General features: G+C 67.5%; 22 protein-coding genes. 1 reads left to right on the plus strand and 21 read right to left on the minus strand.

Annotated elements, in window-relative coordinates:
* Positions 1-3 precede the first annotated feature (3 nt).
* Together IB269_RS07865 and IB269_RS07870 are read right to left on the minus strand one after the other, a co-directional pair.
* Positions 4-1,134: a 3-oxoacyl-ACP synthase gene (locus IB269_RS07865; protein ID WP_192366831.1), complete on the minus strand. Its 1,131-nt coding sequence runs from the start codon at positions 1,132-1,134 to the stop codon at positions 4-6.
* Positions 1,131-2,303, minus strand: coding sequence for a hypothetical protein (locus IB269_RS07870; RefSeq protein WP_225613992.1), 1,173 nt, complete (start codon positions 2,301-2,303; stop codon positions 1,131-1,133). Before IB269_RS07870 ends, IB269_RS07865 begins: the two co-directional genes overlap by 4 nt.
* 185 nt (positions 2,304-2,488) lie before the next feature.
* On the opposite strand from IB269_RS07870, the gene IB269_RS07875 reads away from it, so the two are divergent.
* Complete coding sequence (locus IB269_RS07875) at positions 2,489-3,475, plus strand: DUF2169 domain-containing protein (protein WP_192366833.1); 987 nt, start codon at positions 2,489-2,491, stop codon at positions 3,473-3,475.
* A gap of 8 nt (positions 3,476-3,483) precedes the next feature.
* Here IB269_RS07875 and IB269_RS07880 read toward each other — a convergent pair whose 3' ends face one another.
* The 19 genes from IB269_RS07880 to tssA all read right to left on the minus strand — a co-directional run bounded on the left by IB269_RS07880 (position 3,484) and on the right by tssA (position 25,015).
* A complete protein-coding gene (locus IB269_RS07880) occupies positions 3,484-3,933 on the minus strand; it encodes a hypothetical protein (protein WP_034393912.1) in 450 nt (149 codons plus the stop codon).
* Positions 3,934-3,943: 10 nt separating this feature from the next.
* A complete protein-coding gene (locus IB269_RS07885) occupies positions 3,944-6,238 on the minus strand; it encodes a type VI secretion system Vgr family protein (RefSeq protein ID WP_192366834.1) in 2,295 nt (764 codons plus the stop codon).
* Positions 6,239-6,359: 121 nt separating this feature from the next.
* Positions 6,360-7,475 carry a hypothetical protein gene (locus tag IB269_RS07890; protein WP_225613993.1) on the minus strand — a complete coding sequence of 372 codons (1,116 nt, stop codon included), beginning with the start codon at positions 7,473-7,475 and terminating at the stop codon, positions 6,360-6,362.
* A gap of 65 nt (positions 7,476-7,540) precedes the next feature.
* Positions 7,541-9,811 carry a S41 family peptidase gene (locus tag IB269_RS07895; protein WP_192366836.1) on the minus strand — a complete coding sequence of 757 codons (2,271 nt, stop codon included), beginning with the start codon at positions 9,809-9,811 and terminating at the stop codon, positions 7,541-7,543.
* Positions 9,808-12,549 carry a type VI secretion system ATPase TssH gene (tssH, locus tag IB269_RS07900; RefSeq protein ID WP_192366837.1) on the minus strand — a complete coding sequence of 914 codons (2,742 nt, stop codon included), beginning with the start codon at positions 12,547-12,549 and terminating at the stop codon, positions 9,808-9,810. Before tssH ends, IB269_RS07895 begins: the two co-directional genes overlap by 4 nt.
* A 50-nt stretch (positions 12,550-12,599) precedes the next feature.
* Complete coding sequence (locus tag IB269_RS07905) at positions 12,600-13,163, minus strand: hypothetical protein (protein WP_192366838.1); 564 nt, start codon at positions 13,161-13,163, stop codon at positions 12,600-12,602.
* Between the two features lie 4 nt (positions 13,164-13,167).
* Complete coding sequence (locus IB269_RS07910; protein ID WP_225613994.1) at positions 13,168-13,773, minus strand: hypothetical protein; 606 nt, start codon at positions 13,771-13,773, stop codon at positions 13,168-13,170.
* A gap of 35 nt (positions 13,774-13,808) precedes the next feature.
* The gene (locus tag IB269_RS07915; protein ID WP_192366839.1) at positions 13,809-14,642 is read right to left on the minus strand and encodes a hypothetical protein; all 834 of its coding nucleotides are present in this window, start codon (positions 14,640-14,642) and stop codon (positions 13,809-13,811) included.
* Positions 14,643-14,666: 24 nt separating this feature from the next.
* Positions 14,667-15,851 carry a type VI secretion system baseplate subunit TssG gene (gene tssG, locus IB269_RS07920; protein WP_192366840.1) on the minus strand — a complete coding sequence of 395 codons (1,185 nt, stop codon included), beginning with the start codon at positions 15,849-15,851 and terminating at the stop codon, positions 14,667-14,669.
* Positions 15,848-17,722 (minus strand): type VI secretion system baseplate subunit TssF, encoded by a 1,875-nt coding sequence (gene tssF, locus IB269_RS07925; protein WP_012205684.1) that lies wholly within the window; start codon positions 17,720-17,722, stop codon positions 15,848-15,850. Before tssF ends, tssG begins: the two co-directional genes overlap by 4 nt.
* A 23-nt stretch (positions 17,723-17,745) precedes the next feature.
* Entirely contained in the window at positions 17,746-18,300 is a 555-nt protein-coding gene (gene tssE, locus IB269_RS07930; protein ID WP_012205683.1) for a type VI secretion system baseplate subunit TssE, read from the minus strand.
* Positions 18,301-18,309: 9 nt separating this feature from the next.
* Positions 18,310-18,840: a hypothetical protein gene (locus tag IB269_RS07935; RefSeq protein WP_192366841.1), complete on the minus strand. Its 531-nt coding sequence runs from the start codon at positions 18,838-18,840 to the stop codon at positions 18,310-18,312.
* A gap of 17 nt (positions 18,841-18,857) precedes the next feature.
* Positions 18,858-19,790 (minus strand): hypothetical protein, encoded by a 933-nt coding sequence (locus tag IB269_RS07940; protein ID WP_043823013.1) that lies wholly within the window; start codon positions 19,788-19,790, stop codon positions 18,858-18,860.
* 47 nt (positions 19,791-19,837) lie between these two features.
* Entirely contained in the window at positions 19,838-20,644 is an 807-nt protein-coding gene (locus IB269_RS07945) for a type VI secretion system accessory protein TagJ (RefSeq protein ID WP_192366842.1), read from the minus strand.
* 48 nt (positions 20,645-20,692) lie between these two features.
* Entirely contained in the window at positions 20,693-21,253 is a 561-nt protein-coding gene (locus tag IB269_RS07950; RefSeq protein WP_192366843.1) for a hypothetical protein, read from the minus strand.
* Positions 21,253-21,624: a hypothetical protein gene (locus tag IB269_RS07955; protein WP_013802359.1), complete on the minus strand. Its 372-nt coding sequence runs from the start codon at positions 21,622-21,624 to the stop codon at positions 21,253-21,255. The genes IB269_RS07950 and IB269_RS07955 overlap by 1 nt, the downstream gene beginning before the upstream one ends.
* Before the next feature lie 117 nt (positions 21,625-21,741).
* Positions 21,742-23,235 (minus strand): type VI secretion system contractile sheath large subunit, encoded by a 1,494-nt coding sequence (gene tssC, locus IB269_RS07960; RefSeq protein ID WP_012205676.1) that lies wholly within the window; start codon positions 23,233-23,235, stop codon positions 21,742-21,744.
* Positions 23,236-23,263: 28 nt separating this feature from the next.
* On the minus strand, positions 23,264-23,806 hold the full coding sequence (gene tssB, locus IB269_RS07965) for a type VI secretion system contractile sheath small subunit (RefSeq protein WP_012205675.1): 543 nt from the start codon (positions 23,804-23,806) through the stop codon (positions 23,264-23,266).
* Between the two features lie 183 nt (positions 23,807-23,989).
* Positions 23,990-25,015 (minus strand): type VI secretion system protein TssA, encoded by a 1,026-nt coding sequence (tssA, locus tag IB269_RS07970; protein ID WP_192366844.1) that lies wholly within the window; start codon positions 25,013-25,015, stop codon positions 23,990-23,992.
* Positions 25,016-25,024: the final 9 nt, after the last annotated feature.

The raw sequence follows: 25,024 nt of genomic DNA on the forward strand, positions 1-25,024 counted from the left end.
GACTCAGGACTCTTGGGAAATGGAGGATTGGCGCCGCCCGGCTGCGGAAGATCTTCCTGCCGTGCGGGCATGGCGATTCCAGGTGGCGCTCCAGGCGGCCACGCGGGTGTTCAGCCCGGTGACCGTGAGCAGGCCTGCGTGGCCTGCCAGGGGCGACGGCATGACGGGGTGCGTCAGCCACTGGCGCATCTCATGGAACAGGCTGAGCATGAGAGGCGCCCAGGCCGCGCCCATTTGACCAAGCAGTGCTGCCGGGTCCTGGGCTTGCGGCAGGCCGCCCTTTGACGCCAGCGCCGCGGAGAGGCTGGCCAGCTCTGCGCCCCGCCATGCCGAGCCATCCATGTCGGACCAATAGGAGTGCAGGGCGTTGACCGGCATGTGCGCTGCCTTCAGCGCACCGTGGCTGGCCTCGATCAGTGCGCGGCCATCGGGCAGGGTGTCGCTGTCCAGGCGTGAGCGTGGCTCGTCTGCAAAGAATGGTGGATAGACCGTGACGAAATCTGCAGTGGCCGGCTTGCGGGACAGCCGTACAAAGGCTGCGCCTTCCGAGGCAATGAAGCCTTCGCACACGCCGTTGACCTTGGCCCAGCGACGCTGGTAGAGCACGTCCGCGATCTCCGTGTCCACGAAGCTGTCCACTCCGCCGATGATCACTTCGGGCACCGAGGGGTTGTCGTGCATGAAACGATAGGCCTGCGACAGCGCATCGGCGCCTGCCACTGCGCCGCCCGGGTAGACCTTGATGGGCAGGAACTCTGCGGCGAGGTCCAGTGCGCGGGGAAGCTCCAGTGCGAATCGGCCGGTGTCTATCCAGCCCGGCAGTTCAGGCAAGGAGTCGGGCAGTGCCACGAAGAGGGGGATGGGCCGCTGCAGCGGCCAGCCTGCGGCAGGCGCCGGCTGGCCGCGCAACGCTTCGTGCAGGGCAGGGGCTGCGAGCCGGATCAGGCGTTCCGTTCCTTTGCAGGCTGCATCAATGGCTTGCACCCGGGATACGGTGGCACGGTGCTCGGCCTGACCGGTGATGGCCTGCCGGGTAAAGCTCGACTGGCGTGCAGTGAAGCCGCAGCCGGTCTGCCAGGCCCGGGTCCCGATGGGGGTGCATGCGCCAGTGGCCGCGATGACGAGAGGGTTCATGGTTGTGCCCTGCCGATGTTGAATGCCGCACGTTCGATCACGGAGGCCGTGCTGCAGGCCAGGGCCTGAACGACGGCCAGATCGTCGGCCTCGATCCACAGCGCTGCGCCCACGCGTGAGAGGTGTTCCAGATAGAGCAGTCGTCGCAAGGGCGCTCCCACCATGGCCGAGGACTCTTGCAGAACCACCTGTGTGCGAGGGCGGCCCAGACGCAGTGCAGGGCCTGAAACAGGAAGCGCGGCCAGGGCAGCATCCACGCAGGCGGCACGGCCGGATGCCTCATTGCCCATGTCGAAGGCGATATCGGCAGGCTCTCCTGTAAGCAGGGCCGTGGCGTCAGCCAAGGTGCGGCAGGCCTCTTCATCCTCCCAGGCCGTATGGGCAGCAAGCTGGCGAAGCAGAGGAATGTCTCCCACAAGCGAGGCCGCATATACCTGCAGGCCCCAGGGCATTTGGGGATGCCGGCCTTCCCGCAAGGCGCTTGCCAGCGCATGTCCATCCCTGGCGGCCAGCAGGGCCAAGGCCACGGTGGAATGCGGCATCCGGGCCAAAAGAGTGCGTGCCACAGGCGTTTCCTGCCGGCTGCCCATGAGCGCCAGTGCCAGCAAGGCAGCCTGCGCATCGCTGTCTTGTTGCGTGGCTGCGATGGCCTTGGCTTCATCGCCACGCCCGGTGCATCGCCAATCACACAGGGCCGCCACGCCGCCCGGCAGACCGGATGTCCATGCAGAGATGGCTTGTGCGAATTCGTCGCTGACAGCCGGCCGGGAAATTGCGAGGCGCTGGAGCAACTGTGCCAATGGCGCGCTCTGCCTGTGCTGTTCCTGGGAGAGCAGCCAGGTGAAGTATTCGGCGACGGTGTTGTCAAAGCAAAACCGCATGGCGTTGAAGACCGCGTTCGGCTGGGCCTGGAGATGGGCTCCCAGCGTTCGCTCCAGCCCATCGTGAACGTGCTTGCGTTGCAGGTGCAGGGCTTGCAGGCAGGCCAGCGCGAAGATGCGGGAGGGCTCATCCAGGATTTCAGCGCCAGCTGTTTCGATGGCCTGCTGGCAGGCTTGGTCCAGCTCGGGTGCGTGCATCAGGTGTTGCTTCAGGCCACTCAGCGCCTGCACGATGCTGTCGTCGAACACGGCAAATGCGTCGGGGCGCGACGCGGGGCGCTGCAGCAACTGGGAGCGGCGCCAGTACTGCGTTACCAGCGTGCGTGCCAAGCGGGGCGCCTGCCCGTCCATGACGGGGATGTCGATGGCCCGGGGAATGGGGAGTTCAATAACGGTCATGATGAAAAGAGGCTGGTCGCTACGTCGCAGCGGCATTGCATCAGGGACAATGCCGCCCAGGAGGAACCCAAGCGATGCTGGACAATCTGACGCCGTTTGCTGCGGAAATACTGCCGGGACACAGCGCCGACGGCGGCCTGTGCTCCACCGTGGTGATCAAGGCCACGCTGGATTTCGCGGGCCGCGCAGTGGCACAGGGCAAGGCGGTGCCGGTGTTTCGCGGTGATGAGTCCTTTGATGGGAGCGGGCACGTGGTGCGCCACGAGGCCGATATCGCCCCGCTGAAATCCCGCGTGGATGTTCTGTTCAATGGCCATGCCCATGCACCTGGCGGCAAGGCTGTGGCACGTTTCGACGCGGGTCTGGCCATTGGCGGCGAAAACCGCGTCATCCGCGTCTTTGGCAAGCGCGTTTGGCGCCGCAAGATGGGGCTGGTGCCTGTGGTGCAGGAGCTGGAGCCTGCGCTCAAGGTTCCCCTGACCTACAACCTCGCCTTTGGCGGTGCGGATGCAGAAAACCCCGAAATATTTCACGGCCCCAATCCGGTGGGGGCGGGCTTCAGTGCAGGCCTTCCCCAGGACGGAGCGCCGATGCATCAGCTCGAATGGGCCGATGACCCGCTCCGATCGCCAGCCGACCGGATTTCGCCAGCCGGCTTTGGCTGCATAGGACGCAGCTGGTTGCCGCGTCGTGCCTTGTGGGGCAGCTATGCGGCTCGGGAGCTTGAACAGTCGCCGGGCCTTCTCTCGCGCATGCCGGCCTCTTTTGATCCGGCTGCATGGAACTGCGCCCATCCGCGCATGCAATTCAGGCGGGACCAGGTACGGGCGGGAACGAGGGTTGCCTGGGTCCACCTGAGCGCCGAGGGCGAGGGGGAGACCATCATTCCTGCTATCCGTCCGCAGCTCAGTTGGGTGATGCGTGGTGAGCGCGGCGCTGCAAGTCCCGAATTCGATACGCTGATCATTGAACCCGAGCATGGGCATCTGGTGCTCATATGGCGGCACACGCTTGCAGGGCATGTCCTGCGTGGTCTCGAAAGCGTTCAGGTCCATCTCTGATCCAGCCTTCAGTTGATGCGGACTTCGGCCGCATCCAGATCCAGCAGGTCCCGCGCGTCCTGCTCAATCGTCAGTGCGACCAGACGGACAAGGCCCTGGGCTGTCAGCTTCAGCGTGGCTTGCCCGCAACTGAGCGTGATGCAGTCCTGCGACTGCAGGCGGATGGCACGCTGCCCCCACGGCGCTGCAGGAGAAGGCGAGAGAACGGCTGTAATGGTGGCCCGCCCGGTGGGCAGGACTGCGAGCAGGACCTCGTCTCCGGGAACCAGTTCCGGAAGCAGAACGCCAGCGGGAGCCTGAAGCGAAACCACGGGGTCTTGCGCAAGGGCCACCAGATACAGGTCTTGTTCCTGAGCTTCGATGACTCGTCCAGCCAGGAGCTGTACGTTCGACACGGCGTGCTGCAGGCTGCCGTCATCGGACGGTTCGACAGGAATGCGTGCTTGTGGGATTGCCATGGGATTTCCTTCAAGCGGGGTTGATATGGCTGTCCGGAGACGACACGGTCACCTTGGAGCTGCCGCTGATGGAGATCGTCTGTCCGTTGACCTGCACGGTGCCGTCGCTGGTCATGCGCAACACGGCCTTGCCGCACTTGATCTCGATGGCGTCGCCCACGGTGATGGCCATTTCCTTGCCCACCGTGATCGTCTGCACCTCGCCAACGGTGGTGGCCGAGTTCTTGCCGACCGTCGCCGTATGGTTGTCGGCCGTGTCGTCGGTGCGGTTCTTGCCCACGCTGGTGGACTGGTTCTGACCCACTGAAACACTGCGGTTCATGAGCACCGTCGTGCTCTGGCTCAGCCCCACATTCACCACCATGGCCGCGCCCACATTGACGTTGTAGGCGGCGCCGATGTTCACGATCTTGGCCAGGCCCACGTTCTGCATGTAGGCCAGTCCGATGGTCTCTGTCTTGAAGCTGCCCACCTTGATCGACCAGTTGTTCCCTATCTTGTCCTTCTCGTTGCGGCCTATGGTCTTGCTGCGGTTCTTGCCGATGGAGATGTTCTCGTCGATGCCGACGTCTTCATTTCGGTTGTCGCCAATGCTGATCTTCTCGTTGTGGTCCACCCGCTCCGTGCGGTTGTTGTGCACGGTGATGGTCTCGTCGCGGTCCACGGTCTCGGTGCGGTCGCGGTGGATGACGTTGGTCTCGTCCCGGTCGATGGTCTTGCGCCGGTCGTTGCCCACCCATTTGTCCTCGTCGTTCTCGACTTCGGTGAGCTGGTCCTTTTGCGCATGCAGCCACAACTGTTCTTGCCCGGCCTTGTCCTCGAAGCGGATGGCGTTGGCGTCGCCCTGGCCGTTCTTCATGCCCGCGCCCGGTGCGCCGCCCTTGCTGGATCTGGTCTTGATGCCCGATTGCGTGGCGTTGGCCGGCAGCGCCCAGGGCGGCATGTTGGAGGCGTTGTAGACGCAGCCCATGACGATGGGGTAGTCCGGGTCGCCGTTGAGGAAGTCCACGATGACTTCCATGCCGATGCGCGGGATGTGCACCGCGCCAAAGCCCGGCCCGGCCCAACTGGTGGCCACGCGCATCCAGCAGCTGGAGTTCTCGTTCATGCCGCCGATGCGGTCCCAGTGGAACTGCACCTTGACGCGGCCGTACTGGTCGCACCAGATCTCTTCGCCTGCGGGGCCCACGACGACGGCGGTCTGCGGGCCCGTGGTGCGTGGTTTGGCGGTGATGCGTTCGGGCTTGAAGGGCAGGCTGGTGGGCTGGGCCTGGAGCACGAATTTCTGTGTCGAGCCCTCGCCGCTGCCGCCGTCGCTGACGCGCGGGTTTTCTTCGAAGGCGTAGTCCACGGCCGTGACCAGGTAGGCCTGGTTCTGGTCGCCGCGCGGGTAGTTGTCCAGCGTGAAGGTGTAGCCCGGCGCCATGGCGCGGTGGTTGGAGCTGCCCTGCACCGTGCTCTGGCGCGTGAGGCTTTGCTGCAGGCGCACGCGGATGTAGTCCTCGCCGTCGCCGGTTTCGGTGTAGCCGCCCGGCCATTCGTAGATTTCGTAGGCGTCGTGCGCATGGCCGGGCGGGTTGCGGCGCATGTTGGACAGCTCGGCGCGGGGCTTCTTGAAGTCGTAGTCGTCGTTGTAGTGCCGGCCGGGCTTGACGCGCTGGTGCAGTTCCCAGGCGTGTATGCATTCCTCGCGCGCCACGGCGGCCTTGCCGGGCGGGTGGAAGGGGATGACGGCGCCGCCCTGCAGCGGGTCGTGCGAGGCGACGATGTCGTCGCCCAATGTCAGCACATGCTGGCCCGCGCTGTGCTGGTGGTAGTAGCAGATGCCCTCGTGCTCCATGAGGCGCGAGACGAACTGGAAGTCGGTCTCGTTGTACTGCACGCAGTACTCCCAGGTGCGGTAGGAGCGCGTCAGGCGCTGCTGCATGGGGTGGCCGTAGATGCCCAGGACCTCGTTGATGATGTCCGGCACGGTCTTGTTCTGGAAGATGCGGAAGTCGCTGCGGCGCGTGGCCAGCCACAGCCAGGGCGACAGGCGCGCGCGGTACAGGAAGTTGCGGTGCTCGTCCTGGCCGCGCATGCCAAAGGCCGTGACCAGACCATCGATGTAGCGTTTGCCGCCGTCCTGGGTCTCCACCACCACGGTGGCGCCCTTGCCCAGCAGGGCCTTGGGATCGATGCTGTCGCTTTCGCTGAGCAGGTCGATCTCCAGGGCGAACAGATGGCTGATTTCCTCGCGACCCTGCAGCCGGCGCAGCTGCAGCTGGTCTGCCAGGGGGGTGTTGATGGTGACTCTGCGTGTCATGGTGTCGGATCTCGCGGTGCTTGGGGTGGAAGAGGGGTCGGGGCTTCAGGCCTGGATGGCGGGGCCTGCGTGCGCCGGTCGATGAAGGGCTTGCATGGGGTGGCTTGAAGGTCCTCTGCTGCTAGCGGGCTGCGTACACCAGCCCTGGACGGGCGCCGTCGGCGTCATCCTGGGCGTCATCCATGACAGGGTCGCTGTCGAAGGGCTGGCCCAGCGCAATGAACTGGTAGTTGCCGCGCCGGTCGGTGAAAACCGCCAGGCCGCCCGGCGTCAGGGCTACGTTGAACCAGTCGTTGTCGGTTCTGGGCTGGTCCGGATCCAGCGAGCCTGGCCGGCTCCGGGCCAGCACGCTGCCGGCCAGGCTGGCCTGGTTCAACGCCCGGGTCTGCCGGCCATCCACGCCATACAGCCGTAGCTCCCCGGTGGCTTCGACCTTGCGCAGACCCTCGCCCAGAGGGACGGAGCGCTTCAGGCTGGCCAGCACGAACCGGCCACCCGGAGCCAGATGCAGGTCGGGCGGGATGTCGTTGCCACCGCTGCGGAACTCGGCCAGGTGCACGATGCGCGCCTCGGCGCCCAGTGCCAGCGCGGCGCCCATGCCGCGCTGCCCGGGCAAGGCATAGATCAACAGCACATTGCCTGCCGACCATGCCTGGGCGCTGGTCCAGGCCATCGCATCCGCGGCCGTCCGGGCCCGGGCCTGCGCGGCCATGGAGGCGGCCGGGTCCTTGTCCTGGGGCAGCACGGCCAGGGCTCCATCAGCGGCGCGTGCCAGGCGGGGCAATGCATCGAAGCTGCCCAGATTGCGCGCTTGCTGCAGCGTCCAGCCCGGCAGGGCGAAGGTCAGCAACTGGTAGGGCTTGCGGCCGTCCGCATCGGGGTCCAGCCGGCTGCTGGCGATGATGTTCACCAATCCGTCACTGCTTCCCTGTGCATCCTGCGTGACGACAGGGCGGGCAAGGCAGCCGCCAGGTCGAACTCCTGGCCGTGGCAGCGCCGCAATGGCCGTAGGGCTGCCGCTGCGCTCTGACAGTTGAAAACTGCCTGTCTTGGCCTGGTTCTTCAGATCGAGTCGATCCACCCGGCCATTGCAGTACACGGCATACAGGTAGCGGTACTGGCTGCGGTCGGTGGGATCTGCGGGATCGAGTGCCTTGGCCGCAACTGGCGTAGCGAGGGCAACCCGCATCTGGTCGGTGCTGGACGAGCAGCCCGCTGCCAGCGCGCTGGCAGCCATGACTGCGCAAGTCACGAAACGGGCGGGGGTCAGGTGCGGTGGCATGGCGGCAAGGGCTTGTGGGTCTAGCGCGACGCCTGCGCGGCGCGGCTGCGATCCAGGTGGAGTACGGCGGCGTCCAGCAGCGGGTCGCCACCGGCCTGGACGGAGGCGGTGAATGCCGCGTCCACGGGCACGCGCAGGCGCGGGGTCACGCCTTGGGCTTGTGCGGCGGTGTTGTTGCCGCCAGCGGGGCCGGTTTCTGCGAGCAGGGGGACTTGCACGATGAAGCCGGCCGGCAGGTGCACGCGCGTGGCCGGGCCGGTGGCGCCGGCCGTGGCGCTGGTGGCGACGATGTCGGCACGCTGGCTGTGCTGCAGCCAGGCGGCGAACAGTTCGCAGGGGCCTGCGCAGCCGGGGCTGGTGAGCACGGCGACGGGGGCCGTGAAGGGCGTGCCCGAGGCGGCCAGCGGCAGCTGGGCCGGCAGGCCCAGGCCGCCACGGCTGCGCCAGACGCGGGCAGCGGGGTCGAACAGGCGCTGGGCGGCGTCCTGCATGCGCAGCGGCTTGTCGCGCGTGTAGAGCGAGGCCAGCATGTGGGGCACCAACTGGTAGGCGTCGTCGCCCCGATGGGCGCGCAGGTCGATGACCAGGCCCGTGACCCTGGCCTGGGTGGCTGCGGCCAGGGCGCCCTCCCAGCGGTTGAGCTGGCCGGTGGCGCCGTCGGAAAAGCTGTCGAGGGCGATGTAGGCCAGGTTGCCGCCCTGGGCGCTGCGCAGCAGGAAGGAGGCGAGGGCGGGCTCGGCCGCAGGCAGGGCCGTGGTTGCGGCGGGGGCGGCGTCCAGGCGCAGGGTCTGCTCCTGGCTGGCCGAGGGCGCGCCGGCTGCGGTGCGCAGGCTCAGCGTGGCGGGCGTGCCCAGGTCCAGCGCCAGCAGGTCGGCGCGGCGGGCGTCGGCACCGGCGCGCAGCGAGGCGGGGGCAATGCGGTCCAGGTAGCGTGCCGGGCTTTCCCCTTCGATGGCGAGGATGTCGCTGCCGGGCTGCAGGCCCGCCTTGGCGGCGGCTGAGCCTGGCGCCACGCTGGTGATGGCGATGCGGCCGTCCTCGCGCAGCCAGGTGCGCGGCATGGGCAGGTTGACGCTGCCGCGTGCCAGCAGCTGCGGGGACAGGCCCCGGTCTGTGCGGGCAGGCCAGGCCTGCCCGCCGGGCAGCAGAACGCGGTATTGGCCATCGCCCAGGCGCTGGCCCATTTCTGCCAGGGCCTGGGCCTGTGCGGCGCTGTCGCCGCGCTCGGCGGCGGTCTGCAGGCGCTGGCCGTAGTCGGCACGCAGCTTGCCGGCATCAAAGCCGCTGGCAGCGGCCAGCGGGTGGCGCTCGGCAATGAGGCCGATGAGGGCCTGGGCCGCATCGCCTGCGCCCAGGCGGGACAGGTCGATGTCCTGCGCGGGCTGGACGGCATGGAAGGCCAGGGCGATTTCCCGGGCGCGGTCGAAGCGCAGGCCCTGAGGCTCCAGCGTGACCACGGTGTAGCCGCGCGGCAGGGTGACCATGGGGTCGTCGGCGGTGAACAGGCGCCCGTCGGCGCCAAAGCCGGAAGGGAAGCGCTGCGTGGCATCGCTGGCCCAGACCAGCAGCTTGCCGCCCGTGGGCTCCAGGATGTCGCCGCTTTGGCGCGGCCATTCGGTGCGCACCGAGCTGGCGCGCAGCATGGCGTGCTGCTCTATGGCGTCCAGGCTGCGCCGGCCCGCGCGCTGGGGCACGTCGGCGTGGACGGACAGGGCGAAGATGCGCACGCCCCGGCCACCGGGGCGCGCGCGGCCGGTGGACAGGTCATAGGTCGTGCCTTCGGGGTCGCCGGGCAGTTCGATGGCCACGCCGGTGCTGTCGCCGCGCGGCAGGGCCAGCCATTGCGACTTGGCTGGCGCCACATGGGCGGCCTGGCGCTGCACGAGGTACGGCCCCTGGTCCATGAGCGCGACCACGGCCTGGCTGCGCCGGGCGCTGTCCGTCCAGGCGTCGCCCAGCACGGCCATGACGCGGCGTGGGCCGCCCTGGTCGTCCTGCACGGGGGCGGCGCCGGAGGGCGGTGACTGTGCCGCCTCGGGCTGGGCCTGGTTGCGATCCCACCAGGCACGGGCCTCGCTGGCGGCACCGGTGGCCGCGTTGGTGGCCGTGCTGGCCGCGCTGCGGCCGGCCTCCAGCGCCTGCTGGCCGGCCGTGGCGGCGCCCGAGGCCCGCTGCACGGTGTCGGCAGCCTGTCCGATGGCGCCCAGGTCCAGCGCCTGCGCGGCCGGGGCGGCCAGCAGCGCGGCGGCAATCACTGCCGTGGTGGCGCGTGGAAGACGGCGCCCGCTCATGCGGGCTCCGCAGCGCGGGTGCGCACGTCCAGCGTGAAGTCGTCGCCGCTGGCGCCGGCGTGCAGGCTTTGCAGTTCCTGGCCTTCCACGGTGGCCTGCAGGAAGTGGGTGGCCATGCGCGGCAGCAGGTTCTGGGTGAGGATGCCGTCCACCATGCGCGCGCCGGACTCGACCTCGCTGCAGCGGCGGCGCACCAGGTCCACGGCGGCTTCGTCGAAGCTGAACTGCGCACCATGGCGTTCCTCGATGCGCCGCTGTATGCGCAGCATCTGCAGCCGGATGATCTGCTCCAGCATGGCGTCGGAGATGGGGTAGTAGGGCACGACGGTCAGGCGGCCCAGCAGCGCGGCGGGGAAGGTCTGCAGCAGCGGCTGGCGCACGGCCTGGGCCAGGCCTTCCGGCGTGGGCGCCAGGTCCGGGTCGCGGCACATGTTGGCAATCAGGTCCGAGCCCACGTTGGAGGTCAGGATGATGACGGTGTTCTTGAAGTCGATGTAGCGGCCCTCGCCGTCTTCCATCCAGCCCTTGTCGAAGACCTGGAAGAACATCTCGTGCACGTCGGAGTGGGCCTTTTCGATTTCATCGAGCAGGACCACGCTGTAGGGGCGGCGGCGCACGGCCTCGGTCAGCACGCCGCCTTCGCCGTAGCCCACGTAGCCCGGTGGCGCGCCCTTGAGGGTGGAGACGGTGTGCGCCTCCTGGAACTCGCTCATGTTGATGGTGATGAGGTTTTGCTCGCCGCCATACAGGGCTTCGGCCAGGGACAGCGCCGTCTCGGTCTTGCCCACGCCCGAGGGACCGGCCAGCAGGAACACGCCGATGGGCTTGCCCGGGTCGTCCAGCCGCGCGCGCGAGGTCTGGATGCGGCGCGTGATGGCCTCCAGGCCGTGGCGCTGGCCGATGACGCGCTTCTCCAACGTGTCTGCCAGCGAGAGCACGGACTGCACCTCGTCGCGCACCATGCGGCCCACGGGAATGCCGGTCCATTCGGCCACCACGGCGGCGACCACGCCGGCATCGACCACGGGCTGCAGCAGCGGGGCATCGCCTTGCAGCTCGGCGAGCTGGCGGCGCAGCGCTTCCAGCGTGGCCACGCTGGGGGGCTCGGCAGGTTCGGTTGCGGTGGCTTCGGCGGCCGTCTCCGGTGCCGCAGCGGACGGGTCTGCGGCGGCGCCGGTGGAGAAGACGGGCGGCTTCAGGCCCATGAGGGCGGCCTCGGTTTCCAGGATGTGGCGTGCCAGCGCGCTTTCCTGACCGAAGCGCTCGGCCAGCGTGGCCTGGCGGTCGCGCAGGCTGGCCAGGTCGGTTTCCAGCGCCTGCAGGCGCTCGGCCGTGGGCAGGCCGAGGGCGGCCTCGCGCAGCAGCACTTCCTGCTCCACGCCCAGGGCCTCGATGCGGCGCTGCACGGCTTCCAGCTGGGCGGGCGTGGCATGCAGGGCCATGGCCACGCGCGAGCAGGCCGTGTCCAGCAGGCTGACAGCCTTGTCGGGCAGCTGGCGCGAGGGAATGTAGCGGTGCGACAGGCTGACGGCCGCGGCCACCGCGTCGGCCGCAATGCGCACCTGGTGGTGGTTTTCCAGCTTGGCGGCCACGCCGCGCAGCATGTCCACGGCGCGGGGCTCGTCGGGCTCGTGCACCTGAACGAGCTGGAAGCGGCGGGTCAGGGCCGGGTCTTTTTCGATGTATTTCTTGTACTCGGCCCAGGTGGTGGCGCCGATGGTGCGCAGCGTGCCGCGCGCCAGGGCGGGCTTGAGCAGGTTGGCGGCATCGCCCGTGCCGGCCTGGCCGCCCGCGCCCACCAGGGTGTGGACTTCGTCGATGAAGAGCACGATGGGCGTGGTGCTGGACTGCACGGCGTCCAGCAGGCCGCGCAGGCGGTTCTCGAATTCGCCCTTCATGCTGGCGCCGGCCTGCAGCAGGCCCACGTCCAGCACGCGCAGCTCCACGCCCTGCAGCGGCGGCGGCACGTCGCCCTGGGCGATGCGCAGGGCCAGGCCTTCGACCACGGCGGTCTTGCCCACGCCGGCCTCGCCCACCAGGATGGGGTTGTTCTGGCGGCGGCGCAGCAGGATGTCCACCATCTGGCGCACTTCGTCGTCGCGGCCCGTGACCGGGTCCAGTTCGCCCGCCTTGGCGCGGGCCGTCAGGTCCACGGTGTACTGCTGCAGCGCACCGCCCTGGCCGGGTGCGGCGCCCGTGGCCTGGCTGGCTTCGCCCGGCGTGCCTTCCAGCCCGCTGCCATCGGCCGCGCGCATGCGTGCCTCGGGCGAGTCGGGCAGCAGGCGGGCGAAGGCATCGCTGAGCGCGGGCTCGGAGATCTTGTCGAATTCGCGCGAGATGGAGCGCAGCTCATTGGCCAGCGAGCGCGTGCGCACCATGCCCGACAGCAGATAGGCGCTGCGGATCTGGCTGTCGTTGAACATCAGCGTGGCATAGACCCAGCCGCGCTCGATGGCGGTTTCTATGTGCTCGGAGAAGTCGCTGATCGAGGTGGCGCCGCGCGGCAGCTGGTCCAGGCGGCGAAGCACGTCGGCCGCCAGGCGGTCAGAGGCGATGTCGAAGTGGCGCAGGATGCGGATCAGGTCGCAATCGTTTTCCTGCAGCAGCTGGTGCAGCCAGTGCACCAGCTCCACATAGGGATTGCCGCGCAGCTTGCAGAACACGGTGGCGCCTTCCAGCGACTTGAACAGCAGCGGGTTGAGTTTGCCGAAGAGGGATTGGCGGCTGATTTCTGTCATGGGTCTTGGGTGCGGAAAAAGAGTGGATGAATGGGGGCCGGGAATGCCGGCTAGCGGAGGGGGCGGACTTCGACCTTGCGGCCCTTGGCCTGGCACTGCGCCAGCAGCCGGTCGACCCAGGCGCGTTCGACGAGGAAGCTGCTGCCGGTGATTTCCTGCGCCGTTTCACGGACGTCGGCGGCGAGGTGGATGGTCTTGGCTTCGGACAAGGCATCGCCATCCCATTGCGCTTCATCCGGCGATGGTTTGGCGGTGAAGCGGCGCTGTCCCAGATTGGCGATCTGGCGACCTTCGAGCCAGACCATCCAGACCGACGATCGCGCAGGGACTGCGCTGCGGTTGTGCTGTTGCACGAAGCAAAAGCGCTGGAGGGCTGCAGGCTTTCCGTGGCCAGTCGATGCCTGGCGGCTCTTCAAATAGATACGCAGGGCGGCTGGAGAAGGAATCAGGGACTGCGCTGGACGCGAGAAATCGGAGGCCCGCCCGCTTTCAGGCGCTGCCAGCAAAGGCAGGGCCGATCCCGCCAGGGTGGCCAGCAGACACCTTGCGAGCAGGCGACGGCCTTGCCTGACACGGCATGGCCCGGGAAAGCGGTTGTGTCCGATATGCGGCATGCGGCTATCGGGCAGGAGCCACTTTGATGGTGCGGCCCTTGGCCTTGCACTGCGCCAGCAGTCTGTTCACCCAGGCGCGTTCGACGAGGAAGCTGCTACCGTAGATTTCCTGGGCCGTTTCCCGCACGTCGATCGCGAGCTTGATGGATTTCATTCTTGCTAGGCTTTCACCATCCGCTTTGGCGTCTTCTTTCGTCAGCGTTTTGGGCGAATAGAGATGCCAGCCCATATTGACGATCTCGCCGCCATTGAGCCAGACCATCCACACGTTCGGTTCGGGATCGGACGGATGGTCGGGACGCTGCTGCACGAAGCAAAAGGTATTGCTCTGGCGGGCTCTTTGGGTTTCCCAGACTTCATCCTTGAACTTCAGGTATTGCCGCAGCGCAGTCATGGACGCGACTCTTTCCTGCGCAGGCCGAGAGTAGTCGGCAGCCGTCGGCTCGGTTTGCTGGCTGCTGATTTCAGCCGGCGATGCTGGTGGCTGCGATGATTCGGAGGCTTGGGCACCCATCAAGCAGGCGCTCACTGCAATGGCAGTGGCAAGGCTGGCCATTGGGAAATGGCGATACGGTTTCAACGTGCTTGATCCAGTATGGGTTGGTGACATGGAGTGGCCTCCTTGGTTTTCGATGTTTTTGGGGATCAGTCGCGTTTGCGCAGCCGGGCATGTGTGTAGAACATATTTCTAGCCAGCGCGGCGTGCTGAATGAAGTCGGCACCGGGAGAGCTGGATTTCGCAGTTCTCCAGGCGAACAGGCCTGTGGGGGTTGGGTCTGGCGGCACCGCGCCGGTGGCAACGTCCAGGGCCGCCTGCACAAAGTCCAGATAGGCCTTGCGTTTGGGATGCAGGCCGTTGTTGGCGTTGTCCACATAGTCGCGGAGGTTCTTGGCAATGTCGGGACCCAGCTTCGGATAGACGTTGAAGCCATGGAATTGGACCGATCCCCGGTCATCCGCCATGACGATGTCCTCGACGCTGGTGGCACCGCGGGCCATGAAGTCTTCAGGCTTTCCGCTTTTCAAGCGGTTCTCGATGACTCGGCGCATCCATTGCATTCCGGTTTTCACGTTGTCGAGATTCCAGGCCAGTGAGGTGTCGCCCGGCGAGACGCTTTCCGCCAGGAACAGCCTTGCCAGCATCCCCTCCGTCGTGCTCTCCGCAGGCAGCGAATTGCTTTTCTCCACCTGCACGGTGATGGCTGCGGGCATGACGCTGAGCCCGGTTCCCTGCACCGCTACGATGCTGAGCTTGGTGAGCCCGGGCTGCTGCGCCACGAAGTCGAATTGCCAGCTGTCGGCGCGGGCGTTGTGGGCGGGGGGCTGGGCCGCAAGAATGCTGGGCGCATCGATCCTGGCGCCCAGCTTGTAGGTCTTTGCGACGGCCTCGATCTTGACGCGCAGGCGGTTGCCTTCGACCAGCGTCAGTGTGGAAGGGACCGGTGCGTTGTGCGGGAACTTGATCTGTACGGTGGGCATGTGTGCAAGCAGGGAAGTGGTGATTCAGTGGTTCGGTGATTCAGTGGTTCGAGGGCTGGGGCCGGGGCGCCGGCCCCGCACGGGCTGGCGGCGCTGGCGCAGCCAGGCTTCGGGGTCCAGGCGGAAGTCGCGCGCGTCCTGGGCGGGCTCGGCGTGGGTGAGCCAGGTGGTCCAGCCCAGCTGGGTGCTGCTGCCCAGCCGGGCGGCAGGCACTTCCTGGCGGCGCAGCACCAGCACGTAGTCCCAGGCGAATTCGATGCCCAGGTAGTTGCGCACCCAGTCCACCAGGGTCTGGAACAGTGCGGCCTGGGGCAGCAGCTGCCGGTATTGCTCCAGGCCCAGCGGGCCGAGCACCAGGCGGAACTTGCTTTGCGCATCGGGCACGCGCGAGCCCACGACGGCGTCCACGCCCAGGCGCGAGTTGCAGGGGCGGCCCTGCAGCCGGGTCTGTTGCTCGGGCTCCAGTTCCAGGTGGTGCAGGCAGTTTTCTTCCAGCTTCACGGGAATCTGGAAGTAGTGCGACAGGGCCTGGCACAGGCCTTCGGGGTTGCGCGTCCAGCGGGTCAGATGGCCGGCCATGAAGCGCTTGGCGTGGTCTGGCACGTCGTCGCGCGCGCGCTGGCTGGGCAGGCCGGCGCCTATGAAACTGTCTATGTAGCGGCCAAAGGGGTCTTCGCCCGGGCGGTCCAGCGATGCGGTGGGCTGTGCGTCCGACCAGGCGCGGAACAGCAGCAGCAGCATGCGGTGGTGAAAGATGTCGGAAAAGCGTGCCAGCGTGGCGTCGTCATGCTGGCGCAGGCGCTCGCGCACGTATTCGGTGATGTGCGTGGGCAGCGGTCCGTTGGGGCCGTAGAGGCCGAAGTTCCAGACCGTCATGCGCTCAGGCTCGCCGGCGCGCGAGGGCAGGATTTCGGCAATGGTGGCGGGGGCGAAGGCCAGCGACGGGTCCTGGCCCAGGCGCAGCGGCTCGTCCTTGGGGCGCGTGGCCTGGCCCAGGCGCGGCAGCGCGGGATGGCGTGCCTGCAGGTAGCGCAGGCTGTGCATCAGGTCGAACTGGTAGGGCTTGGCGCTCAGGCGCTGCCAGAACAGGCGCGCCCGGGCGTCGTCGGGCCCGGCGGCCTGCACGGGCGCACGCGCGGGCGCCGGCACTGGAGCCGCCGACTGGAGGTGTTCCGGTTCGGGCAGGGGGGCGTGGGCGGCGTTGCTCATATGCCGGGCCTTTGTCCGGGGCGCGGAGTCCAGCGCGCGACGGGGCCGCGCTGGCGCGAGTGCAGCTGCAGCTCGGTGAAGCTGTTGACGCCCACATGGCGGGCGAAGAATCGCTCCAGCACATTCGACAGGGGCCAGGGGCTGACGCCGGCCATGGCCGGCTCGTCCACGCTCAGGTGTACGCCCACGCCGCGGCCGTAGACCAGCTGGCGGTGCTGGGGCAGGCGGCGCGTGATGGGTTCGATGCGCATGCCCTGGATGGCGGCGATCTGCCCGGCCAGCTGGTGGTTGCCCAGGTCCAGGTACAGGCGCAGCAGCTCCTGCAGCGTGGCCGCGCCTTCCTCGTCGGACAGATCGGTCATGGCCAGGTAGTTCAGGCTCAGGTGGGAGATCAATCGCCAGGTCAGGCCTCCGTCGGCCACGGCGGGGATGGGCGCGCTGGGGCCGGCGATGGCGCGGGCCCATTCCACGGGTGCCGATTCCTGCAGTGCAAAGTCGCCGCCCGGCTGGTTGACGCGCATGAGCAGGGGCAGATCGCGGTTGGTGCACAGGGTGTGCATGGACAGCTGCTTGAGGTCGTCGGAGAACGGGGCCTCGCGCTGGTCCACCAGGGAGATGAAGACTTCCGAGCCCAGGTACTGCGTGCGCGGTCCGCTGCGCAGGCTGCGCTCGGAAAACAGCCGGGGCTCGCGCCGCGTGGTGAAGTAGGCCTGCTCGGTGGAGTGCAGGCCGTGCGTGGATGCGTACAGCGGCGCGAATTCGCGGTCCTGGGTCTTGCCTTCGTGGTGGCCGGTGACGGCCTGCACGCCGTAGACCTCGAAGTCCAGCGGCCGCGTGCGGTCGGGAATGACGTGGTACTCGTGCACGTTGGAGGCCACATGCAGGCGGTCCGCCGTGTACTCGAACAGGTTGATGGCCGGAATGCAGTGCATCAGCAGCTTGGCCGCGTCGATCTGCGGCTCCAGCGTGGGCGCGGCGCGGCGCAGCAGCACGGTGATGCCCACGCCGTCATGGGCAATGCGGCGCATGCTGCGCGACAGGCCGTTGATCGAGAAGAACCGCTGCCGCGCGGGAAACGCAAAGTACTCGTGCAGCAGACGGTGGCCCTGGAAGGCGCGGTGCGAATAGGGAATCAGCGCCTGCTCGCTGTCATGGCCTTCGGCCCGCAGTGCATCGGGCTGCAGCACGTCCCAGACCTGGCGCGGGTCCTGCGGGTGGTGGACAACGATGGCCAGCGTCTGCGTGTGGATGAGCTCCTGCAGGTGAGAGGCGACGACATCGCCCGCATGGATGTAGACCCACAGCTGGTCCATCGCCAGCTGCATGCACTGCGAGGCGTCCAGCGTGGCCAGCTGCAGGCGCAGGTGGCCGCCGGCCTCGCCCAGCTGGGGCACGAGGGCATGGGGCAGGTCCAGCGCCGGGCCGCCCAGGCGCGCCTGGCGTATCTCCAGCGGCCACAGCGTCAGCGGCCCGCCGGTGCGGAATTCGCAGATGGTCTGCTCTTCCTGTGACTTGTGGGTGCGCAGCACGCTGCCAGAGGGCAGGGTGAAGCCGTCCACGAGGTTGCCTTCCTTGGCGCTGGGCTTGAGCTGGACTACCACCATGGATGGCGTGGGCGCCAGGTAGTGGGGGCAGACCATCTCCATCATGCGCTGGGACAGGCGCGGAAACTCCGCATCCATCTTCAGCTGGATGCGCGCGCTCAGAAAGCTGAAGCCTTCCAGCAGGCGCTCCACATAGGGGTCGGCCACATCGGTGTCGTGCAGGGAAAGGCGGCCCGCCACCTTGGGGAAGGCGGCGGCGAACTCGGCGCCCAGCTCGCGCAGATAGGCCAGTTCGCGGTTGTAGTACTCGACGAGGCGGGGATTCATGGTGTGTGTGGCGGCGTCCGGGCTCAGGCCCTGAGGTTTTGCAGCGAGACCTGGCCGGTCTCCAGGTCCAGGCTGGTCTTGAGCAGCAGCTCCAGCGGATAGGGCATGGACCAGAACTGGCAGCGGATCTCGAACTGCAGCGTGTTGTGGTGGTTGAGCTGCTCGGTGGAGGCCAGCAGCGTCACGGCCAGCGTCTTGGGCAGGATGCGCGGCTCGAAGGCCAGGATGCTTTCGCGGATGCTGCGCTCCACATGGCTCCAGTCCAGCTCGGACAGCAGCTGGCCGGCCAGCGGCGGCATGCCGTAGTTGATGACCGAACGCTGCACATGCTCCAGCCCCTCCATCTCCACGTGGTCCCAGGCATCGCGCGCATTGAGCAGCCAGCCCAGGTCGCGCAGCAGGGCCTCGCGCAGGCGGGATTCGTTCACGAAGACCGCGTCGGGCCGCTCGGTGCGCAGATGGGGCTCATGGTCGGTCAGCCGGTCCAGCAGGGCGGGCTGCAGCCGGTCCTTGGCTGCGGTCGCCTGGTTCTGGCGCGTGCGCAGCGTGGGCATGGGGTTGAGGGGACTGGGGCGCATGCAGGGTCCTCAGGAGCTGAAGTGGCTGGAAAGGGAGGGCAGGCTGGAGGACTCTTTCGTCCGCAGCGCCTGCTCATTCACCCATTCCCGGCTTTTGCCGCGCACGCACCATGCGGGGTTGCTGACCCAGTCGGTGAAGTACATGCTGGGATGGCCTTGAAGGATGTTGCAGCGCTCGTATCCCATCCGGGGCATGGCGTAGTGCTGCAGTGGCGCAATCACCAGAAAGGACACGGCAATGGAAAGCACATTGATGGCGAGGACGCCCATCAGTGCGTACTCCACCTTCTTGAGCACGGTCTTGCTGCAGGGAATGGCATTGGCGATGACGGCCGCAACCATCACCAGCGGGAACGCCAGCGCTGTGATGGCCAGTGGCGACAGCGGCGTGATCCTGACGGCGGGCGCGCGATCGAGCAGGCCCCGGATGTCGGGCGCAATCTCCGCCAGCACCAGGTACGCATTGGCCGCGAGCAGGGCCATGCCAAGGGGGACGGCCCAGATGGCGTTCCTGCGGTTCTGGCGGACGCGGTCTTGCATGGAGTATTCGGTCCCTGTCACTTCTGACGGTTGATGCTGCACAAGAGGCCGGTACTGCCGGGGCCGGGCGCGCAGGCGATGTCACCGTCGGGCTGCTGACCGTTGTCCTGGTTCAGCTTCTTCCATTCGGGCGACTGGGTGTTGACGCGGTACAGGCCTTGGGGCGTGTCATCGGTCAGGGATTTCAGGGCGGAAATCACCTTTTGCTTGATCTGCCATTTCTGGTCGGCTGCATTCAGCGCCATGCCTGTGACCAGCACGGCCACGGCCATGGCGGCCAGCGGGAGCACGGCCACGGCGGTGGCGCCAGCCACGGCAGCGCCTATGCCAAGGCCCACCATGGTGGCCAGGCCGGCCTTGACGGCCTCCACGCCAATGCCGCCGACCAGGTCGTGCATGGTCTTTTCGTCGTTGAACATGAAGTCCAGCGACTCGATGAGGCTGGAGACCACCACGCCCAGGATGAAGCCGCCCCTGGCCACGTTCTGCAGCCCGCGCATGCCCAGGCCCATCTGCACCATGCGCGGGTTGGAGGCCAGGTAGCGCGTGCCGCGCAGCAGGTGGCCGCGCAGGCCCGCATGGCCCCTGATGATGATGTAGGTGCCGCTGGACGTGGTCTTGACATAGGAGCCCACGCCGGCCATGCCCAGGGCCTGTAGGGTTCTGGCGATCATGTAGGCATCCATGGAGCCCAGGGCCGCAGGCGCGACCCAGGGCTCGCCCACGTTGGGGCTCATCACCTTGGTCCAGTACTCGCCCAGCGGCGTCTGCGCCAGGATGGCGTGCAGCCGGGAGGCGAGCCGCGGGTCGATGCGTGCCTTGTCCGCGAGGATGCCCAGGTACTCCAGGGGCGTGAGCACCAGGACATCCAGCTGGCGCCGTTCCATCTCATCGGCGATGGACTTGGCGTAGTTGACTTGGAAGAGGGTGAAGGCAATCGATGCGGACATTGTGGGCAGGTGTCTGGTCTTGCGGGTGATGAAAAAGGGGCGGGGGATCAGGAAGCGGTGCTCAGCGTGAGCTGGCGCACCTGCAGCATGGGAAAGTCCTCGGAGTCGGTGACCCAGGTGCGCTGGCCGTGGCCGGCCACGTGGCCCGAGGATTCGTCAGGATCGGAGGAGGCTGCATCCAGCGGGCTCCACTGCGTGCGGCGCGACATGCGGACGGCGTCGTCATCGCCGGGCGCCAGCGGATAGCGCGCAGGCATGAAGCCCTGCAGCGCGCCGCCCTCGCGCAGCGTGACCTCGCAGGGCAGCCAGATCAGGTCGCGCAGGTCCTGCACGGGCTCGAAGCCGATCTGTGCAATGGCGTCGAAGGGCAGCCAGTAGTAGCTGCCGTGCGCCAGCAGCTCGCACACGGGCCCCAGGCGGGTATCGCTGTCGGCCAGCCATTCGAAGCGGTGCTCGCCCATGTGGCCGGCCGTGGCGGGCGCCTCGTCCAGGGCGCGGGCGCGCAGGTCCTGGGCGGCCACTCCTTCATGGGCCAGGGCGTCGATCAGGCAGGCCAGCCATTGCGCGGGCTCGCCCATGAGAAAGGGCTTTTTCTTGCCGGCGAAGACCTCGGCGCGCAGCACCTCGCAGCGGATGGCCTCGCGGTAGGCGCGCGCCATGGGCTCGCACGACGGGTCGAGCTGGGCGCACAGCTGCAGCTGCTCCAGTGCCTTTTGCCATTCGCCCAGCACGCACAGCAGCTGGAAGTAGTAGACGCGCAGGGGCGCCGAGGCCGGGGCCTGGCGGATCTGGTCCTTCAGGGCCTTGAGTTGCTCGTCCAGGGAAAGCTGTGAGGTGAAGCTGGGCAGGGGCATGGTGAAAACGCAGGAAAAAGAGAGGGGCGGGGTGCGGCTGCGCCCCGGTCAGTCGTCGTAGGAGCGGCAGCCCCAGCGCACGGCGTCGGGCGCCTCGCCGGCCACATGGCCGATGACGATGCGCGGTGGCGTCTCGTCCACGCCCTTTCTGAGCGGCATGGCGCGTGCGTACTGGGCGGGCAGCTCGCCGAAACCTTCCAGGTTCCAGCTGCTGCGCGCCTGTGGCCGGGCCTTGGTGCGCTGGACCAGCGCCTGCAGGCTGCCCGTGGCGCGCGCCGCGACAATGCTGCCGCTGCCGCCGCGCACGGTGATGGAGGACACCTGCGTGCCATCGATCTCCAGCGGCGTGGCAAACAGGTAGAGCAGGTCCAGGCTTTCGCCGGGCGCGCGGTCCACCACGGTCACGCCCTGCGCGCGCAGGCGCTGGGCCAGCGCTTCGTCGCGGCCGTCGGGAAACTCGATGCGGCAATGCAGGGCGTCGGTGAACAGGGTGGTGATGTCCGCTGCCGTGGCAGGGGCGGCTTGCACCGTGGCGCAGGCCGTGCCGGCCAGCAGCAGGGTGAAGAAAGCTTTGGAACAGGCGTTCATGGCGTGGGTCAATGGACTCATCAGGGATGGCGGTAGATCTTGAAAGCGGGCTTGTGGGTGCGGTAACCGGGGCCTGCCCAGAAACCGTTCTGCTTGAAGTCCGAGATCCAGACGCTTCCGTCGAACATCTGCATGTGGCCAGCGGGCGATGAGGTGAAGCCCTGCATCACGGCCACATCGCCTTTCTTGTAGCCACCTTCAGGCATGGCGTCGTAGCGTGTGAAGCCGGCGGCCACCAGGCTGGTGCCGTAGTCCTTGGCATCGCGCGTGCGCTGCAGTGCGATGCCGCCAGCGCCGATCGCATCGCGCACATAGCGCGCGCAGTAGCCGGCGGAGCTGGCGCGGGCATTGGTCTGCAGGGTGGCGACGGCGTTGTCTACATTCCAGGGCATGAAAAGCCTCTCTGAGTTGGGTCCTGGAGGGGAAAGCTTCTCCAGGCCTGTTTCTTGTTATGGGGCCTGGCCCTGGTGCGAGCGTGTCGGCACCAGGAGCCAGGTGGGCGGGCAGTCTTACTTCGCGCCCTGCTTCACGGAAGGCAGCTTGGACACCAGGCGCAGCGAAACCGTCAGGCCTTCCAGCTGGTAGTGGGGGCGCAGGAAGAACTTGGAGGTGTAGTAGCCGGGGTTGCCCTCGACTTCCTGCACCTGCACCTCGGCGGCGGCCAGAGGCTTGCGGGCCTTGGTCTCCTGCGAGGAGTTGGCCGGGTCGCCGTCCACGTAGTTCATGATCCAGTCGTTGAGCCAGCGCTCCATGTCGGTGCGCTCGCGGAAGGAGCCGATCTTGTCGCGCACGATGCACTTGAGGTAGTGCGCGAAGCGGCAGCAGGCGAACATGTAGGGCAGGCGCGCCGACAGGTTGGCATTGGCCGTGGCGTCGGAGTCGTAGTACTCGGCGGGCTTGGCCAGCGACTGGGCGCCGATGAAGGCGGCCACGTCCGAGTTCTTGCGGTGCACCAGGGGCATGAAGCCGTTCTTGGCGAGCTCGGCCTCGCGGCGGTCGCTGATGGCGATTTCCGTGGGGCACTTCATGTCCACGCCGCCATCGTCGGTGGGGAAGGTGTGGGCCGGCAGGTTGTCCACCGCGCCGCCCGATTCCACGCCGCGGATGGAGGTGCACCAGCCGTAGTACTTGAACGAGCGGTTGATGTTGACCGCCATGGCGTAGGCCGAGTTGGCCCAGCAGTACTTGCCGTGGTCGCCGCTGTCGGTTTCTTCCTCGAAGTCGAATTCATCGACCGGGTTGGTGCGCGCGCCGTAGGGCAGGCGTGCCAGGAAGCGGGGCATGGCCAGGCCGATGTACTTGGCGTCATCGGACTCGCGCAGGCTGCGCCAGGCGGCGTACTCGGTGTTGGTGAAGATCTTGGTCAGGTCGCGCGGGTTGGCCAGCTCCTGCCAGGATTCCATCTGCATGATGGCGGGCGCCGCGCCCGAGATGAAGGGGCAGTGCGCCGCGGCGGCCACCTTGGCCATTTCACCGAGCAGCTCCACGTCCGGCGGGCTGTGGTCGAAGTGGTAGTCGCCCACCAGGCAGCCGAAGGGCTCGCCGCCGAACTGGCCGTACTCCTCTTCGTACACCTTCTTGAAGACGGGGCTCTGGTCCCAGCCCACGCCCTTGAAGCGGCGCATGTTGCGGTGCAGCTCCTTCTTGGAGATGTTCATGACGCGGATCTTGAGCATCTCGTCCACCTCGGTGTTGGTCACCAGGTGGTGCAGACCGCGCCAGGCGCCTTCGAGCTTCTGGTAGTCGTCGTGGTGGATGATGCGATTGATCTGCTCGGACAGCTTGCGGTCGATCTCGGCAATGATGGCCTGCACCGTCTGGTAGGCATCGTTGGACAGCGTGATCGCCGAGCCCAGGGCTTGCTGGGCCAGCGTCTGCACGGCCGCTTCCACGGCTTCGCGGGCCTGGTCGGTCTTGGGCTTGAATTCCTTTTGCAGCAGGCTGCCGAATTCGCTGCCGGCCAGCGCCTGGGTCGATTGTTCGAGTTGGGTTGCGGTATTCATGACGTGCTTGCCTTCCTGATGTGCTGCCTCAAGCCTCGGATGCAGGGCCCGAGGCCTGCGGGGCAGTGATGTTGGGCGCGGCGGCCAGCGACTTGAGCAGCGCAGGGTCCTTGAGCACCTTGCCGATCAGCTCTTCGGCGCCCTGCTTGCCGTCCATGTAGGAAAGCAGGTTGTGCAGCTGGGTGCGTGCCTCCAGCAGCGAGTTGAGCGCGCCCACGCGCCGCGCGATGGCGGCGGGGGAGAAGTCCTCCATGCTCTCGAAGCTCAGGTCGATGTTGAGCTTGCCCTCGCCCGTCAGCGTGTTGTCCACCTGGAAGGCGACGCGGGGCTTGATGGACTTCATGCGCGCATCGAAGTTGTCGATGTCGATTTCCAGGAACTTGCGGTCGGCGATTTCGGGTAGCGGATCGACGGGCTTGCCCGACAGATCGGCCAGCACGCCCATCACGAAGGGGATCTGCACCTTCTTTTCCGAGCCATATATCTCGACGTCGTACTCGATCTGCACGCGCGGCGCACGGTTGCGCGCGATGAATTTCTGACCACTCTTGCCGGTTTTGGTGAGCGACATGCGGGTGTTCCTTTCAAGAAAAAAATGGGTCGCAGAAGTAAAAAGCCTGGAGTCCCGCCTTGCGGCGGACCGAAGGGCTGAGGGCGCAAGAGGCCGTGTGGAAACAGGTGGACGGGGTGGGTGTCATGGGGCAGCCAGCTCCTTGAAAGCGAAGTCCGGGTCCAGCAGGTCCGTGTGGGGCCTTCATGTCTGCTGCTCCTGCAGGTGGGCGCCCGTGATCACTTCCACCTGAGCCAGGCTGTCGGGTGACAGTTCGCGCAGGATGTCCATGAAGCCCATGCGCATGAAGCGGGCGGCACGGCGGATGAGCAGGGGGGCGGGGTTGGAGGGTTCGGTGCGCTCCACGAAGGCGGCGATTTCCAGCAACTGGGCAATCGCCTGTTCGCGGTTGCGCGCCGGGGCGGGTGCCGAGCCTGGCGCGGGGTGGGCCACCGTGCCGCCCTCTGTACCGGTTTGTGCGGCCGGATCGGCTTCGGCGGCCGTGTCGGCATCGCCTGTGGACTGGGGCTGCCATTGCTTGAGGGCCAGCAGCAGCTGGCGCAGGCCGTCGAGCTCGGGCTGCTGGTGGCTGGGCAGGTGCTGTTCGCAGCAGGCGCGGATCTGGTCGAGCTCCTGCAGTGCGGGGGTGACGGCCAGCAGGGTTTCGTGGCCCTCGGCATGCGCGCGGGCCGAGGCCATGCGCAATTCGTCGGCGGTCAGGTGCGGCAGGTCCTCGGGCACGTTGCCCTTGGCCATCAGTTCGGCGTCGCGCACGCTGATCTGGCCCAGGGCGCCGCGCAGGAAGTCGGCGTTGCGCAGGTCACGCACAAAGCCTGTCACGTCCGACAGGGTGCCCAGGGCATTCATGCGCATGAAGTAGTCGTCGCCATCCTCGGGCAGGGGGTGGACATGCTCCCAGTGGCGTTCCAGCAGGGCGCCGCACAGCTGCAGGCCCTGCAGCGTGCCGGGCAGGCCGTGCAGGATGGTCCAGGCACGGCACAGCAGCACGGCCACGCGCAGGTCCTTGGTGCGCTGCATCAGGGCCGAGGCCTGGCGCTCCACGTCGCGCCAGTCCGGTGGCTCGGCGGGGATGACGGTGTCGCCGAACTGCTGTTCTACCTTGCCCTGCGCAGCGCTTTCCATGGCCTGGAAATCGTTGTCATAGGTAAGGTCCGGGCCGCAGGGCGGCTCGGCGGCGGTCTCGGTCAGCAGGTCCTGGATATTGGCCATGGGCGGGTC

The sequence above is a fragment of the Delftia sp. DLF01 genome (genome assembly GCF_014852125.1).
In the GTDB taxonomy this organism is placed as follows: Bacteria; Pseudomonadota; Gammaproteobacteria; order Burkholderiales; family Burkholderiaceae_C; genus Comamonas; species Comamonas acidovorans.